Genomic DNA, 15,902 nt, shown 5'->3' with positions numbered 1-15,902 from the left:
GGCTGGTGTGAGGTGCTTTTCGCCGTCCCGGGCCGCGCGGACCGTTCCGACACTACCCGGCTGCCTGGCTTCCGGAGTGACCGGGCCAACAGCGGCTTTGTACCAAAGTAAACGCTTTCTTGACCGGTGTACAGCCTTTTGCTAATTTTTGAGAAAGCGTTTTCTGACTTTCGGTTACCTCCGGATCAGAGCACCAGCGAAAGGCAGGACAACGATGCTTGCACCCGGCACCGCGCCGCGGCCCAGCGCCATCGGCGGCTACGAGGACTGGCCGTCCTACCTGCGCACCCATCCGCGGCACCTTGCGGAGACTTCGGCGGGGCAGGAACTGGCGGACGCACTCGGGGTTCCGGCCGGTCCGGCAGCGCCGGGCACGGTGATCGAGTCGGAAGCAACGCACGACGGCGTCACTACTTCGCGGGTCAGCTGGCAGTTGGGCTTCGGTCCCCGCACCCGTGCCTGGTTCCTGCGCCCGGCCGGCGCAACAGGGCCTTTGCCGGGGATCCTGGCGCTCCATTGCCACGCCGGCATCAAGTCCGCAGGAGCCGGACGCCTGGTGGATCCGCTGGCCGCGGACCTCCAACAACGCCTCTACGGCGGCCGCCCGTTTGCCACCTGGCTTGCAACGCAGGGCTTCGCGGTCCTGGCGCACGACACCTTCTCGTGGGGCAGCCGCCGTTTCGCCCTGGGCACGCCCCCGTGGCGGACTGCCGCCGTCATGGAGGGCCGCAAGGCGCTCTGGCGGGAGGCCGGCGTCGTGCCTTCCGAAACGGAGCTTTACGACGCCGCCGCGGCGGCCCACGAGGACACCGTGGCGAAAGCGGCGGGACTCCTGGGCACGAGCTTCGCGGGGATGGTGGCGCATGACGATCTCGCAGCCCTGCAGGTCCTTGCCGGGCTTCCGGGCGTGGACGCCGGCCGGCTGGGCAGCGCCGGGTTCTCCGGCGGCGGCGGCAGGTCACTGGTGCTGGCCGCGCTCAGTCCGCTGGTACGCAGCTTCGTGGTCACCTGCATGATGACCACTTACCGCTCGCTGGTCCCTGCCTACCTGGACGCCCATTCCTGGCTCCTCCAGACCCCCGGACTGTCCCGGCTGGGCGACTTTCCCGAACTGGCGTCACGCTCCACCGCGGACAGCTTCCTGGTGCAGTACGCGCTGGCGGATGAGCTGTTCCCCGAGGACGGAATGCGCGACGCTGACGCCATCCTGGGCGCTCCGCCGCACGGCCGCTACACCGGCAGTTTTTGGCCGGGCGGACACGCTTTCACTACGGACATGCAGGAGGAAGCCGCCGCCTTCCTGCGGCAACAGCTTTCCCCTGTTCCCCTCGCCACAGCCCGCCAGAACGGACTCTCATGACAGCCGATACTTTTAGTTCCGCCACCGACGAACTACGCCGGCCGGCCACTTCCCCGGTGCCGCGCATCGCCCTCGTGGGGGCGCACGGCTACGGTGCCCGCCACCTGGACAATCTGGGCCGACTGGGCGAGCTCAACCTCGTGCAGCTCGTGGCGGTGGCGGACCCCCGCCCGCCGGCCGAGGGCACGCTTCCCGAGGGCGTGGCCACGTTCGCGTCGCTGGAGGAACTGCTGGCCGCCGGGCCGGCGCCCGACGTCGTCATTCTGGCCACCCCCATCCAGACCCACGCGCCGCTTGCCCTGGCGGCGATCGCTGCGGGGGCCGATGTCTACGTGGAAAAGCCGCCGATGGCGTCCCTGGCCCAGTACGACGAAGTGCTCGCCGCAGCGCGGCGGGCCGGCCGGCTGGTCCAGGTGGGCTTCCAAAGCCTCGGCTCCCACGCCCTGCCGGCCCTGGACCGGATTGTGGCGTCCGGTGAAATCGGCGAGGTACGCGGAGTGAGCGCGGTCGGCACGTGGGTGCGCACCAGGGGCTATTTCAAACGCTCACGCTGGGCCGGCAAACGCAGCCTGGACGGTACCGACGTAGTGGACGGCGTAGCCACCAATGCCCTTGCGCATGCCGTGGCCACCGGACTGAAGATCGCCGGTGCGGAAAAGGCTGACGACGTCCTGTCCGTGGAAACGGACCTCTACCGCGCCCACGCCACCGAAAGCGACGACACCTCGGTGATCCGGGTCCGCACGTCCCGCGGCGGCGTCCTCCTCTGCGCGCTGACCCTCTGCGCCGAGGAACAGACCGCGCCGGCTGTCACCGTCCACGGCACCCTGGGCAGGGCTGACTTCTTCTACACCGAGGACCGGCTGACCGTGACAACGCCCGACCGCGAGCGCACGGAAACTTTCGGCCGCACCGATCTGCTGGAGAACCTCCTGGCTGCCCGCCGCTCCCCTGCCGGTGCGCACGGGCTGCTGAGCCCGCTGGCCGGCAACGGCGCCTTTATGACGGTGCTGGAAGCCATCCGGACCGCGGAACCTCCGCGTGCGATCGGCGCTGGGCACGTCACCTGGAAGGGCGGGGACGACGACGCCCATCCGGTGGTCCGCGGAATCAGCCAGCTGGTGCGCCGGGCCGCCGCGGCGCAGGCAACTTTCGCTGAACTTGGTGTGCCGTGGGCCCGGGAGCTGGAGACCGAACAGCCCGAGTTCACCGTGGACGGCTTCACGGTGAACGGCCGCGAAGTGGCCCGCGGAAACGACGGCCGCCGGATTGCACCCACGTCCTCGTCCCGCCCGTACCTCCACCCGGTCAGAACCCTGGCCGGGACCGTTGTGACGGACCATTTGCCCGAGGACCATGTGTGGCACCTCGGCGCGGGGGTTGCCGTCCAGGACGTGGACGGCGTGAACTTCTGGGGCGGCCGCACCTATACCCGCGACGCCGGCGCCTACGTCTGGCGGAACGACCACGGCCGCATTGTCACGGTCGCGGCTGACCGTGACGGGAACGTGCGGACCGAAACACTGCAATGGCTCCGGCCGGACGGCACACCGCTCCTGAACGAACAGCGGGCGTGGAGCTGGGCCGCCGTCGGCTCTTCCGTGTGGCGGCTCACGCTGGACTTCACCCTGACGCCGAACGGACCGGACCCGGTCACGCTCGGCAGTCCGGGCTCGAACGGCCGGCCGCAGGGCGGCTACGGGGGCTTCTTCTGGCGGCTTCCCGCCGTCGACGGGCCAAGGGTGTGGACGGCGTCCGCGGAGGGGGAAGAATCCCTGCACGGGGCCGTCCCGTCCGGTGCGGCGCCATGGCTGGCGTGGTCGGGCATCTTCCGGCAGGGAGAGCCCGACGGCGGTCGCGCCACCCTGGTCTTCCTGCCCCGGCCGGGGCCCGAGCAGCCCGGCGACCCCTGGTTTGTCCGCGTGGCGGGGTATCCCGGCGTCGGCCTCTCCCTGGCCTGGGAGCAGCCGGCAGTGGCCAGCCACGCCAACCCGTTGCACCGGACCGTCACCGTCCTGGTGGCCGACGGGCTCCTGTCCTCTAGCGATATCGAACAGCTCATCACCACTTTGGGGGAAACCGCATGAACACCGTTACACAGCAAACGCAACAGGCACAGGAGACACATCAGGTGTCGAATCTGAGCGACGCCGAGGCCCCGGGGAACCCGGCCGACCGGGCCGTCAAACGGCGGCGCGTCCTGGACATCCTGGACGCCGCGGGCCGGGACTCTCTCCTGCTCACCACCAACACGGCGCTGACGTGGTACCTGGACGGGAGCCGGGTCCACATCAGCCTGGCCGGTGACCCCGTCGCAGCAATGCTGGTTGACCGCGACGGCGACCATCTGGTCACCTTCAACAACGAGGCCGCCCGGATCGCGGCGGAGGAACTGCCCGACGGCGTCGCCCTCCACGCGGTGCCGTGGCACGGGCAGCTGCATGCCGCCGCATCCATGCTCGCTCCGGGAGGGAAGCCGCTCTCGGAAGCCGATGTCGCGGCCGAGCTGAGGACGGCCCGCCAGCAGTTCCTGCCCGGCGAAAGCAGCCGGTATGCCCGGCTATGCGCCGACGCGGCGGCCGCCATGACCGACGTCCTCGCCGAAGCCACTCCGGAAACCACGGAGTTCGCCGTGGCTTCCGCCCTGGCCGCCCGGATCGTGGCGATGGGGGCCGAGCCGCTGGTGCTCCTGTGCAACGGTGCGGGCCGCAGCGGGTTCCGGCATCCGCTGCCCACCCCCGCACCGATCGGCCGGCGGGCTATGGCGGTGGTGTGCGCGCGGCGCAACGGGCTGGTGGCCAACGTAACGCGCTGGGTCCGGTTCGACGCCGGCACCCCGGCCGAACTCGATGCCGAAGCCCGGATTGCCGCGGTGGAGGCGGACATCTTTGACGCCACCGTTCCCGGGGCACGCCTTGACGGCATCTTCGCGGAAATCCGGGAGGCCTACGTCCGGCACGGCTTCGGCCCCGACCAGTGGACCCTCCACCACCAGGGCGGTCCGGCCGGATATGCAGGCCGCGATCCCCGGGCGACTCCCGCAACCGAGGACCTGGTGGTTCCCAACCAGACCTTCACCTGGAACCCGTCCGGTCCGGAAGTGAAGATCGAGGACACGGTGCAGCTCACCGGGGCCGGGATCGCAGTCCTCAGCGTGGATCCGCGCTGGCCCGCCGCCGTCGTGAACGGGATCCGGCGGCCGCTCACACTGGAGCTGTGAGCACGCAACATGGAGTCACCGGTATAGACCGGTAGGCAGTATCAGGGCGAAACCACGGAATTTTTTCTGCCTTGGACGCCGATCAGATGGCCCATCGATTGGATTTGACTTGAAAACCTAGTCCGATTCGGTGGGGTCCGCCGACTCCCGGCAGTGCTGAAATGGTCGGCTCCACAATCCGCGGGATAGGGCCCATTGAGCCTCCGTTACGTGGCTGGCAGCGGGTTTTTTGGCGTGTTCTTTCTCACGATCGGTTCCCTTGCGGGCCGGACTGGAGCGTCAATAGCGTGGCACGGGACCGCGACGTACCAGCGAAGGACTGCAATGCCATCAGCACCCGCCAAGACGGACCCGCCCGCCCCCGCAAAACCACCGGCAGGGAACCAGCCGGCCAACCGGGCCCCGGCAAACCGGCGCCGGTTCCTGACCGACGGACTCCGCTGGGACCTGCCGGCATCCCTTGTGGTGTTCCTGGTGGCTGTCCCGCTGTCCCTGGGCATCGCGGCCGCCTCGGGCGCCCCGGTCATGGCCGGCCTGATCGCAGCCGCCGTGGGCGGGATCGTCGCCGGAAGCCTGGGCGGTTCACCCCTGCAGGTCAGCGGACCCGCAGCCGGGCTGACAGTCATCGTCGCCGGCCTGATCGAACAATTCGGCTGGCCGGCCACCTGCGCCATCACGGCCGCGGCGGGCGTGCTCCAGGCGCTGCTCGGCCTGGCACGGGTGGGCCGAATTGCGCTGGCCATCGCACCGGTGGTGGTTCACGCCATGCTCGCCGGCATCGGCATCACTATCGTGCTGCAGCAGCTGCACGTGCTGCTCGGCGCCGAGTCCGCCAGCGAGGCCTGGGACAACATCATGGCCATGCCGGGCAGCATTTTCGCCGCGGACCTCGCCGCGGCGGTCCTCGGCGCGGTGGTCATCGCCGTGCTGCTCGGCTGGAAGCACCTTCCCGCGGCGGTACGCCGGGTTCCCGGGCCCCTGGTCGCCGTCATCGCGGCCACCGCCCTCTCCCTGCCCTTCAACGTGGACCGGATCACCTTCGACGGTTCCCTGCTGGCGGCGCTGTCCCTGCCCGAGATGCCCGGCGGGAACTGGACCGCCGTGGTGATTGGCGTGGTGACTGTGGCACTGATTGGCAGCGTCGAATCCCTGCTCTCCGCCGTGGCAGTAGACAAGATGCACCACGGACCGCGGACGGATTTCAACCGCGAACTCCTGGGACAGGGCGCCGCCAATGTGACCTCCGGAATGCTGGGCGGCCTGCCCGTCACCGGAGTGATCGTGCGGAGCGCCACCAACCTTGAAGCCGGTGCACGGACGCGCAAGTCGGCCATACTCCATGGCGTCTGGGTGCTGGTGTTCTCGCTGCTGCTGGCGGGACTCATCCAGCTGATTCCGCAGGCTGTCCTGGCGGGACTGTTGATCGTGATCGGCTCCCGCCTGGTCCGGGCGGCCGACATCCGGACCGCACGGCGGACCGGTGACCTCACCGTCTACGGCGTCACCCTGTTCTGCGTGGTGTTCATCAACCTCCTGGTGGGAGTGTTGACCGGCCTCGTCCTGGCCGTCGCCCTGGTTCTCTGGCGGGTGGCGCGGGCCAGCATCCATGCGGAACCGACTGGCGCCGGCGACGGCAACCGCTGGCGCGTGGTGATCGACGGGTCCTGCAGCTTCCTCTCGCTGCCGCGCCTGAGCACTGTCCTGGCCTCTGTTCCGGCCGGCACGCACGTGACCGTTGAGCTGGAGGTGGACTTCCTGGACCACCCCGTGCACGACACCCTTGAGGCCTGGCGGAACCGCCACGTGGGCAACGGCGGCACCGTGGTCATCGAGGAAAGCGGCACCGCTACGCTGCACGACGCCCAGGCGGGGCCGCCGAGCCGCGGCAGTTCGCGTTCGGCCCTGAGGAGCGGCTTCGCCCCGTGGCGCAGCTGGCAGCGGCGGCTGATCGGGCAGGGCGCGGCAGGGCCGCAAGCTGCCGCGCCGGATGCTCCAGGGCAGGGCGGGGCAGGACCGGATGCTGCAGGGCAGGATGCTGCGGGACCGGATAACCCGGGGCCGCACGTTCCGGGACCGTTGCGTTCGGTACTGGATGGCGTGGACAACTACCACCGGCGGAACGCCCATCTGGTGCGTCCCCATGTGCAGGAGCTGTCCTCGTACCAGGATCCGGGCACCCTGTTCGTGGCCTGCTCGGATTCCCGCCTGGTGCCGAACCTCATCACCAGCAGCGGCCCGGGTGATCTCTTCACCGTACGGAACGTGGGCAATGTGGTGGGCGACGACGGCCGGGACGCCTCCATCGAGGCAGCCCTGGAGTTTGCCCTCAACGAACTCTCGGTGGAATCGATTGTGGTCTGCGGGCATTCGGGCTGCGGTGCCATGACCGCCCTGTGGGCAGACCCGGACGGCGCTGTTGAACCTGATGGTGCTGTTGACCCTGACGGCGCGGGCGATCGGGGCGCCATCGACGTCTGGCTGGACCATGCCCGGCCAAGCCTGACGGCTTTCCGCAACGGACATCCCGTACAGGCAGCTGCAGCCGAGGCCGGTTACGGTGCGGTGGACCAGCTGGCCATGGTGAACGTTGCAGTCCAGCTCGACAGGCTCCAGGGCCACGCCGGGTTGCAGGAAGCGCTTAATTCAGGACGCGTCCATGTTGCGGGGCTGTTCTACGACATCTCCACGGCCCGCGTCCTGCAGATCACGCCCGACGGCATCGGCCACCTGGACCCCGCTGCAAGCAGCCACTGAACTGTGTGAGCCGGAACGGTCCGGGATTCAGGCGTTGGAGAACCACACGACGTGCGGTTCCCGACGGGCTGCGCGCGGAGTGGCGAGCCGCTCCGCGCGTGCCGCCTTGTCCACGTAGGCAGATTCCACACGGGCAGATTCGCGCCTCGCGGCAGCGGGCTTGGCCGGCTCAGGCCTCGCGGCCGCAGGCTTGGCCGGTTCGCGCCTCGCGGCCGCAGGCTTGGCCGGTTCAGGCCTGGCCGGGCGAGCACCCACAGGCTCAGCCCGGACGGCCTCAACCGCAACGGTCTTTTCAACCCTGACAATTTCCAGGGCCTCCACGTCCAGCAGCTTGCGCGCCCCGGTTCGCGAATCCACAATCCAGAACAGGTCCGTGGAAGGAATTGTCTCCGTCACGCTCCCCCGGTGGAACAGCCGGCCCTTGTGCCAGGCCTCAATTTCTTCCCCGACTGCCAAATCCGAACACGTCCGGATGGTTGAATTCCCGCTTGCTTCCACTGTGTGCCTCCCCTGGCGATGCTCCTGGGAACAGCTTCCCCCAACAAGATTGCGGCAACGTTTCCGGGCGGTGATCTTCCTGTGTCGCCTGCCGTGAACTGCCCTGTGAAGCTACGGAAGCACCAGCACGCCGTCCACGCGGCGCGGAATGCCGAGCGGGTTAGCTTCACGCAGGGCAGGATGCAGCACTGCTTCGGGAGCCTCCTGATAGGCAACGGGACGCTGGAAGCGGCGCACCGCCGTCGCCCCCACCGAGGTGAACAGCGACGTGGTGGCCGGGTACGGCCCGCCGTGCTGCTGCGCCCAGTTCACCGCAACGCCGGTGGGCCAGCCGTCGAACAGCACACGGCCGGCGAGGCCGGAGAGCAGCTCCACCAGGCCGGAAACATCCTCGCCCGGCTCCGCGTGGACGGTGGCCGTCAGGCTGCCGGGCACCACGGCAAGGGCTTCGGCCAACTCGTCCTGGTCCGAGTATTCGATCAGCAGCGTGGTGGGCCCGAAGCACTCCTCCAGCAGTTCCTCCGGGCGCTCCAGTACGTTTGCCGCGGAGGTCAGGAACACCACCGGGGCGGCACCGTCGGCAGCAGCGTCCTGGTCGATTGACCCGCTGACCACCTCGACGGCTGCCGCGCCCGCGGCATCGGTCAGTCCAGCCACCGCCTGCAGTCCGTCCGGGTAGGCCTCGGCGATGCGCTCCGTCAGCATGGGCGCGGCCGCCTTGTCCTTGGTGGCTTCGGCCAGCAGCGCCGGGAAGTCGCTGCCGGCCGGGATGAACACGAGCCCCGGTTTGGTGCAGAACTGCCCGGCGCCGAGGGTGAAGGACCCTGCGAGGCCTGCGGCCAGCTCGCCGGCACGGGCCCGCAACGCTGCGGCGGTGACCACCACGGGGTTGAGGCTGCCGAGTTCGCCGTAGAACGGGATGGGCTCGGGCCGGGAAACGGCCAGGTCGAACAGCGCCCGGCCGCCGGGAATGGAGCCGGTGAAGCCCACGGCTTTGATCGCCGGATCCTGCACCAGCGCGGTGCCGGCTTCCCGGCCGCTGACCAGCGCGAACAGGCCGTCGGGGGCACCGGCCGCAGCCAGCGCCGCCGTGACGATGTCCGCCGTCCGCTCTGACAGCCTGAGGTGGCCGGAGTGGGCCTTCACAATCACGGAACAGCCGACGGCGAGGGCAGACGCCGTGTCACCGCCCGCCACCGAGAACGCGAACGGGAAGTTCGACGCCGAGAACACAGCCACGGGGCCGATCGGCTTCAGCAGGCGCCGCAGGTCCGGTTTGGGCGGCGTGGCCGAGGGATCGGCATGGTCGATCACCGCTTCCAGGTAGGAGCCTTCGGTGATCACCGCGGCGAAAAGCCGCAGCTGGCCGGTGGTGCGGGCCACCTCGCCGGTCAGCCGTGCGGCACCCAGCCGGGTTTCCGCATCGGCGATGGCCACCAGTTCCGTCACGTTGGCGTCCAGGGCGTCGGCGACGGCGTGCAGCCAACGGGACCGTTCGACGTCGGACGCTGCAGCGGCCGCTTTGGCCGCCCGGGTGGCGGCGGCCGTCAGGGCCGTGAGGTCGAGGGTTGCAGTTGTCACAGTAATTTCCTGTCCTGGTGGTCGGAGGGGTCCGAGAAAGCGAACCCCAGCCCGGGCCGGCCGGCAAGCGTGAGCCGGCCGTTGCTGACGTGCACGGGCGAGGGCGCGTCCAGTACGCCGAGCTGTTCGAAGGAGGCGTCCTCAACGTCCTCCACCAGCGTGGGCTCGGCCATGGTCAAGGCGAGCTGGCCGGAGAGCTCCGGCAGCAGGTGCGGCAGGACCCTGATGCTGTGCGTGCGGGCAAGTTCCACGATGCGCCGGAACGGGGTAATGCCGCCGACGCGGATGATGTTGGGCTGGATGATGTCCACCGCGCCGGCTTCGATGAAGTCGCGGAAGCGGTAAATGGTGTGCAGGTTCTCGCCCAGAGCGATGGGCACCGGCGAGTGTTGGCGCAGCCTGCGGTAGGCCCAGAGATCGTCCGCGCGGAGCGGTTCTTCCAGCCATTCGAGGCCGAACTCCGCCAGCACGTCCAGGGCCCGAAAGGTGGCGGGCAGGTCCCAGCGCTGGTTGGCGTCGATCATGAGCTTGCGGTCGGGCCCCAGGACCTTGCGGACGGCGGCCACGCGCTCGGCGTCCTCCCGGATGTCCGGCTTTCCCACCTTGATCTTGACGGCGTTGTGCCCGGCGGCAACCCAGCGCTCCACCTGGGCCACGAGCTCCCCGAGTGAATAGTGCAGGTTCACGCCGGAGCCATACACCTCCACGGAATCCTGGCGCTGGCCCAGCAGCCCGGTCACCGAGGTTCCGGCGCGCCGTGCCTGCAGGTCCCACAACGCAAGGTCAACGCCGGCCATGGCGATGGTGGTCAGTCCCCCGCCACCGGCTTCGTGCAGCCGCTTCCACAGCTGGTCCCACACTCCTTCGGGATTCGCGTCGAGCCCCCTGATGAAAGGCGCGACGTCGAAGTCGAGGAGGGCTTTGACCGCTTGCGGGCCGATGGTGGGCGTCCAGGAGAAGCCATGGCCGGTGCCGCCGTCGTCCGTTTGGAGTTCGGTGACGATCACATGGTTTTCCGGTGCCTCCGCACCCCAGCTCCGCAGGAGCGGAACGGTCAGGACGCGGCTGGACAGACCCGTGATGAGCGGTGCGGTGCGGACCGCTTCGGCAACTGGGGCTTCGGCAAGCTGGGCTCCGGCAACTGGCGAACCCATTAGCGGCCGGCCAGCTCGTAGCCCTTGGCCAGGATGGACTTGAGCTGGACGAGTTGTTCCTCGGTGGGGTCAACGAGCGGGGCGCGGACCGGACCGACCGGAAGGCCGCCCAGGCGCAGTCCGGCCTTGATCAGGGAGACGCCGAACCCCGGGGTCTGGTCGCGGAGGCGGACCAGGGGCGCGTAGAAGCCTTCCAGCAGGGCGTGCCGGCGGTCCTCGTCGCCGGAGATGTAGGCGTCGTAGTAGGCCTTGGCGATCTCCGGTGCCATGGCGAACGCGGCGGAGGAATAGAGCGGGATGCCCAGGCCGCGGTAGGCGCCCTGGGTCAGTTCCGCGGTGAGCAGGCCGTTGAAGAGCAGGAAGTCCTCGCGGCCGGTGGCGTTGATGGCGCTGACGATTTCCTGGGCGAGGCCAACGTCGCCCAGGCCGTCCTTGAAGCCGATCACCTTGGGGTTGGCGGCCAGGCGGGTCATGGAAGCGGCCGTGTACTTGGCGTTGCCGCGGTGGTAGACGATCACCGGCAGGCTGCTGGCCGAGGCCACTGCCTCGATGTACGCCACCAGGCCGTCGGTGGGGCCGGTCACCAGGTACGGCGGAAGGACCAGCAGCGCGTCCGCTCCCGCTTCCTCGGCCACCCGGGCGGCGGCCAGCGCGTGGCCCAGCGGACCGCCGGCACCGGCCACCACCGGCACCTGTCCCGCAACGGCTTCGACGGCGGCGGTCACCACGGTGCGCACCTCGTCGAGGCTCAGCGCATGGAACTCGCCGGTGCCGCAGGCCGGAAACACGCCGCCCGGCCCGTGCGGCAGGCGGGACGTGATGTGCTCCTTGAGGATGTCCACGTCCACGGCCCCTTCCGGCGTGAAGGGCGTGACGGGGAAGAACAGTACGCCGTCGAATTTCATCGGGTCTCCTTTGATCCTGTGCCTGCCGCGACCAGCACGGCAGGGGTCTCGTCGTTGAGGGTGGTGTCAGTCTTCAGCTCGGTCCGCCAGCTTCGCCGGGGCTCCCAGCCGAGCAGCTCGCGGGCCTTGGCAATCGAAAAGGCCGGGCTGGTGCCGGTGAGTCCGGCCGCAAGCTCCGAGCTGCCGGGCAGGAACCGCGGCATCAGTTCGGCAAGCGGTGCGGTGGCCAGCGCGTCGGCGGCGCCCACGAAGAAGGTTTCCCCGTTGGGGATGGTGTCCATCTTCTGCAGGAGCACGTCCAGGAAATCCGCGACGTCGCGGGCGTCCACGTAGTTGAACAGTGCCGGAGCCGACAGGGCGGGGTCGGCCAGGCGCTCGGCCACGGTGTGGCCCTGCTGGGTGGGTGCCCCGTCCCATTCCTCGGGCGAGATCACATAGCAGGGCCGGAAGGCCGCGTAGCGGATGGCATCTCCCTGGGCAGCGGCGAACATCTGCACTGTCTGCTCGGCAATGAGCTTGGACAGCGCATAGGCGTTCCACGGTTTGGGGGTGGTGCGTTCGTCCACCGGGAAGCCCTCCGGCAGCCAGCCGGCCGGTGAACCGTACCCCAGCACGGTGGGGCTGCTTGCGGTGACGATCTTGCCGATGCCCAGTTCCGTCGCCGCGCTGACCACGGCGTATGCTAGCCTTGTGTTGGTGCTGAAAATGACGTCTTCCGGCGCGCTGAACGGTACGGCGATCGCCGCAAGGTGGACGACGGCGTCGGGCGCTGTTTCGCGCAGGAGGCGCACCGCCTCCCCCGGCGCCAGGAGGTCGGCTGTGTGCTGCTCAACGCCGTCGGGCAGCTGGGCTGCGGGGACAGCGTCCCGGTCCACGGAGATGACGTAGTGGCCTGCGGCGGCGAGGCCGGCAACAACGCTGCGCCCCAGCCGGCCGGAGCCGCCGGTAACAAAAATCCTGCTCATGGTGATCTGGTCCTTACTCGGTCTGGGGGTCAGGTCACTGGGCACGGGTCGACGCCGGCCCGGTCGACGCCGATCGGGCCGCCGGCCGGGCGGCCCGGCGGAGGTCGGCGCCGAGTCCCAGGTCCGCGGTGCGGACCGGCAGCCCGGACTCCAGGGACGCATTGCCGGCAATGCCGACTGAAACGGAACGGAGGCCGTCGAGGTAGCCGGACGGACGGCCCAGCGGGTCCTCGCCGGGGCCGTTGAAGAGATCGGACAGGAGGAGCTCGTCGCCGCCGCCGTGGCCGCCTTCGCCGTTCACGATCGGCACTTCATAGGCCGCCTCCCAATGCCGCTGGACCACCAGCCGTTCACCGTTGCGGCGGACCGCGTCGTCTTCATCGACCGGCGTCGCGGAGGGATCCACCACGGTCTTCTTGTCGGTGCTGTGCACCACCGCCGCCCGTTCCACCACTTCGAGTTCGGCGCGGCCCTCGGTGCCGTTGACGGCCACGCGGTAGCCCTCCCACGGGCTGTGCGCATTGAGCGAGTAGCTGAGGACGGGACCGCCCTGGTAGTCCACCACCAGCGCCAGGTTGTCCTCGATGGTGATGCCGGCCGTGAAGACGTCCTGGTCGCGCCGGTAGCCGTCGTAATGCTCGTTGTCCAGGAACAGCGCCTTGAGCCGCTCGTCTTCACGCAGGTCCAGCGCGAAGGGGTCCCGGACCTCCGTGTCCACGGTTCCCCGCTCCGGACGGGGGCCCAGGCCCCGCTCGGCGGCGTTCGTGTCGCCGTAAAACTTCAGTCCGCCGGAGGCGAAAACGCGCTCCGGCACATCGTCGATCCACCAGTTGACCAGGTCGAAGTGGTGGGAAGCTTTGTGGATCAGCAGGCCGCCGGAGTTCTTCTTTTCGCGGTGCCAGCGGCGGAAGTAGTCCGCGCCGTGGACCGTGTCCAGGACCCAGCTGAAGTCGATGGACGTGACCTTGCCGATCACGCCGCTCTGGATGATCTCCTTCAGCGCGCTGTTGCGCGGCGAGTAGCGGTAGTTGAAGGTGACCACCACGTTCCGGCCAGTCTCTTCCACCGCCTTGGTGATCCGGCGGCAGCCTTCGGCATCGATGGTCAGCGGCTTTTCGACGACGACGTCGGCACCGGCCTCGAGGCCTTCCACGATGTAGTCGGCGTGGGTGTAGTCCGGCGTGGTCACCACCACCCGGTCAATGTCGTTGGCCCGGATGAAGGCGGTCAGATCGGCGGGATCGAAGGCCGCGACAGGACCCGGAGCGCCGAGTTCCTGGATGAGTTTCTGGTAAAACTCCACGCGGCCGGGGTTCACGTCGGAGAAGGCCACCAGTTCGGCGGTATCCGAGTGCTTGCCGAAGATGGCACGGATGTACATCTCGGACCGGCCCCCGGTGCCGATCAGCGCGATGCGCGCTTTGCGGACGGGGTGGGCGGAGACAGAGCCGGCGGCTGCGGCTGCTGTGCCGCTGGCTGCTGTTCCGCTGGCTATTGTGCCGCTGGCTGTTGTGTCGTCGGCTGCGACGGTGCTGCCCGGAGTGACGGTATTGGCGGTGTTGCCCATTGCGGTGTAACCCTTTCGGAAGGCAGGAACGCTGGCCGCTTGACGGCCGGTAGTGGTGCGGTGAGAATTGTGAGAAAGCGTTTTCTCGGAGCGTTATAAGCTTTGTATCAAGACTCTGGCGGTCCCGTCAACCATCTCCCGAACGGGGAGGCCCGAACGGGAAGACAAATCCGGCAGGGGTCGGAGAAGCCCGGAAAGGGGCAGCATTGGGCAGGAGAGCCACCACCCGGCGAATCGGCATTGCCGACGTCGCCCTCAAGGCCGGCGTTTCGCACGCCACCGTGTCGCGTGTCATGAACGGCAACTTCACGGTTGACCCCACCATCGCCGAGCGGGTCCGGGCGGCCGCAACCGAGCTGAACTACCAGCCGAACCCGGTGGGCCGCAGCCTGGCGCTGGGCAAGACGGACACCATCGGGATCGTGGTGCCGGACCTCTCCAACCCCACGTTCCAGGCCATCCTCCGCGGCCTCAGCATGGCGGCCGCCCAGGATGGCTACCGCGTCCTGATCGCCGATTCGTCCGAGGTGTCCAGCGAGGAGGCCATCCTCGCCGGCGAGGCGCGCCGCCGCTGCGACGGCCTGGTGCTGTGCGCGCCGCGCATGGCCGACGCCGAACTGGAAGAGCTGGCGCCGTCACTCCAGCCCATGGTGCTGATCAACCGCACCACCGTGGACACCCATACGCCGAGCCTTATGGTGGACTACGGCCAGGGCATCCAGGAACTGGCCGAGCACCTCGTGGGCCTGGGCCATACCCGCCTCGCCTTCCTGGCCGGTCCTGCCCGGAGCGCGTCCAACGGCCTGCGCCTCGCGGGCCTGGCAAAGTTCACGGCGGCCCACCCGGGGATTGAGCTGCAAATGCTCGACGGCGGTTCCACCTTCGAGGCAGGGCACCAGTCAGTGGATGCCGTTCTGGCAAGCGGCGCCACCGGCATCCTGGCCTTCAACGACCTCGTGGCCATGGGCCTGCTGAGCGGACTCCACGAGCGCGGGATCCGGGTCCCTGACGACATGTCCGTCACCGGCTTCGACGACATTCCGTTTGCCCGCTACACCACCCCGACACTCACCACGGCGGCGGTTCCCATCACCGAACTTGGCCAGCAGGCGTGGCACCGGATGCGGGACCTGATCCGCCAGGTCCCCTCCGACGCACCCGCCGGGGGGCCCACGGTATTCGAACCGAAGCTCGAAGTCCGCAGCAGCTCAGGAACCGCACCCGCGACCAACTAACTCCCGCCGGGCGGGGCCAGCAGCACGTCGACGAGCTGGGACAGGCCGTCCGCCATGTCGACGTTCTTGTCGTAGAGCCACTGCAGCTGCAGGCCGTCGAAGGCCGCCACCACCAGCCGGGCCAGCATGGTGGCGGACACGTCCGTGCGCACTTCGCCGGCACCCTGGCGCCGGCCGATGTCCTCGGCCAGGTCCGCCACCACCTGGGCATAGCGTTCCTGGAAATAGGGGTGGGAGTCATGCCCCGGATCATTTGCCGTCGCCGAGGCCACGGCATAGAGCGTGGTCAGCCCCGGCTCCTTGCGGTTGCGCTCAGCGATCAGCGCCAACAGCTGAAGGCCCACTTCCTCCTGGTCACTGACGGCCAGGCTCCGCCGGTCCCGCTCAGCCAGCACGGCCGTCAGCAGTTCCTGTTTGCCCCGGAAGTAGTGGAACAGAGTGGCCTCCTTGACCCCCACCAGCTCCGCTACGCGCTTGAGCGCGGTCCCTTCGAAGCCTTCGGTGGCAAAAACATCAGTGGCCGTCTGGATGATCTGTTCGCGGCGTTCCGCTCCCTTTGCGTACTGGCCGCGTGGCTTCGACGTTGACATTGAGTCAGTGTATTTCACTTTTTTCACCGAAAATCTAGTCACACTTGGTTTTTGTCGCTACCATCGTTCTCAG

At 68.9% G+C, this 15,902-nt stretch carries 12 protein-coding genes; 5 read left to right on the top strand and 7 right to left on the bottom strand.

Features of this window, described 5'->3' with window-relative positions:
- Window positions 1-214: 214 nt before the first annotated feature.
- From AC6JAC_RS05045 to AC6JAC_RS05030, 4 genes are all read left to right on the top strand, one after another.
- On the top strand, window positions 215-1,360 hold the full coding sequence (locus AC6JAC_RS05045; RefSeq protein ID WP_497963665.1) for an acetylesterase: 1,146 nt from the start codon (window positions 215-217) through the stop codon (window positions 1,358-1,360).
- The gene (locus AC6JAC_RS05040) at window positions 1,357-3,447 is read left to right on the top strand and encodes a DUF6807 family protein (RefSeq protein WP_497963663.1); all 2,091 of its coding nucleotides are present in this window, start codon (window positions 1,357-1,359) and stop codon (window positions 3,445-3,447) included. Before AC6JAC_RS05045 ends, AC6JAC_RS05040 begins: the two co-directional genes overlap by 4 nt.
- Window positions 3,444-4,580, top strand: coding sequence for a M24 family metallopeptidase (locus tag AC6JAC_RS05035; RefSeq protein WP_497963661.1), 1,137 nt, complete (start codon window positions 3,444-3,446; stop codon window positions 4,578-4,580). The genes AC6JAC_RS05040 and AC6JAC_RS05035 overlap by 4 nt, the downstream gene beginning before the upstream one ends.
- Window positions 4,581-4,904: 324 nt before the next feature.
- On the top strand, window positions 4,905-7,334 hold the full coding sequence (locus AC6JAC_RS05030; protein WP_497963659.1) for a SulP family inorganic anion transporter: 2,430 nt from the start codon (window positions 4,905-4,907) through the stop codon (window positions 7,332-7,334).
- 27 nt (window positions 7,335-7,361) lie between these two features.
- Here AC6JAC_RS05030 and AC6JAC_RS05025 read toward each other — a convergent pair whose 3' ends face one another.
- The 6 genes from AC6JAC_RS05025 to AC6JAC_RS05000 form a co-directional block, all read right to left on the bottom strand.
- Complete coding sequence (locus tag AC6JAC_RS05025) at window positions 7,362-7,730, bottom strand: hypothetical protein (protein WP_497963657.1); 369 nt, start codon at window positions 7,728-7,730, stop codon at window positions 7,362-7,364.
- 213 nt (window positions 7,731-7,943) lie between these two features.
- On the bottom strand, window positions 7,944-9,413 hold the full coding sequence (locus AC6JAC_RS05020; RefSeq protein ID WP_497963655.1) for an aldehyde dehydrogenase (NADP(+)): 1,470 nt from the start codon (window positions 9,411-9,413) through the stop codon (window positions 7,944-7,946).
- Window positions 9,410-10,567: a mandelate racemase/muconate lactonizing enzyme family protein gene (locus tag AC6JAC_RS05015; protein ID WP_497963653.1), complete on the bottom strand. Its 1,158-nt coding sequence runs from the start codon at window positions 10,565-10,567 to the stop codon at window positions 9,410-9,412. The genes AC6JAC_RS05020 and AC6JAC_RS05015 overlap by 4 nt, the downstream gene beginning before the upstream one ends.
- Complete coding sequence (locus AC6JAC_RS05010) at window positions 10,567-11,472, bottom strand: 5-dehydro-4-deoxyglucarate dehydratase (RefSeq protein WP_497963651.1); 906 nt, start codon at window positions 11,470-11,472, stop codon at window positions 10,567-10,569. The genes AC6JAC_RS05015 and AC6JAC_RS05010 overlap by 1 nt, the downstream gene beginning before the upstream one ends.
- Window positions 11,469-12,437 carry an NAD-dependent epimerase/dehydratase family protein gene (locus tag AC6JAC_RS05005; protein WP_497963649.1) on the bottom strand — a complete coding sequence of 323 codons (969 nt, stop codon included), beginning with the start codon at window positions 12,435-12,437 and terminating at the stop codon, window positions 11,469-11,471. Before AC6JAC_RS05005 ends, AC6JAC_RS05010 begins: the two co-directional genes overlap by 4 nt.
- A 34-nt stretch (window positions 12,438-12,471) precedes the next feature.
- Complete coding sequence (locus AC6JAC_RS05000) at window positions 12,472-14,004, bottom strand: Gfo/Idh/MocA family protein (RefSeq protein WP_497963647.1); 1,533 nt, start codon at window positions 14,002-14,004, stop codon at window positions 12,472-12,474.
- Window positions 14,005-14,210: 206 nt separating this feature from the next.
- On the opposite strand from AC6JAC_RS05000, the gene AC6JAC_RS04995 reads away from it, so the two are divergent.
- Window positions 14,211-15,239, top strand: coding sequence for a LacI family DNA-binding transcriptional regulator (locus tag AC6JAC_RS04995; protein ID WP_028269947.1), 1,029 nt, complete (start codon window positions 14,211-14,213; stop codon window positions 15,237-15,239).
- Here AC6JAC_RS04995 and AC6JAC_RS04990 read toward each other — a convergent pair.
- Window positions 15,236-15,829, bottom strand: a complete 594-nt coding sequence (locus AC6JAC_RS04990) for a TetR/AcrR family transcriptional regulator (protein ID WP_347898262.1) — start codon at window positions 15,827-15,829, stop codon at window positions 15,236-15,238. The two genes, AC6JAC_RS04995 and AC6JAC_RS04990, sit on opposite strands and share 4 nt — an antisense overlap.
- Window positions 15,830-15,902: the final 73 nt, after the last annotated feature.

Source organism: Arthrobacter sp. KUASC02 (assembly GCF_059739395.1).
Note: the sequence above shows the minus strand (reverse complement) of the source record. Positions and strands in the feature narration are given on the sequence as shown.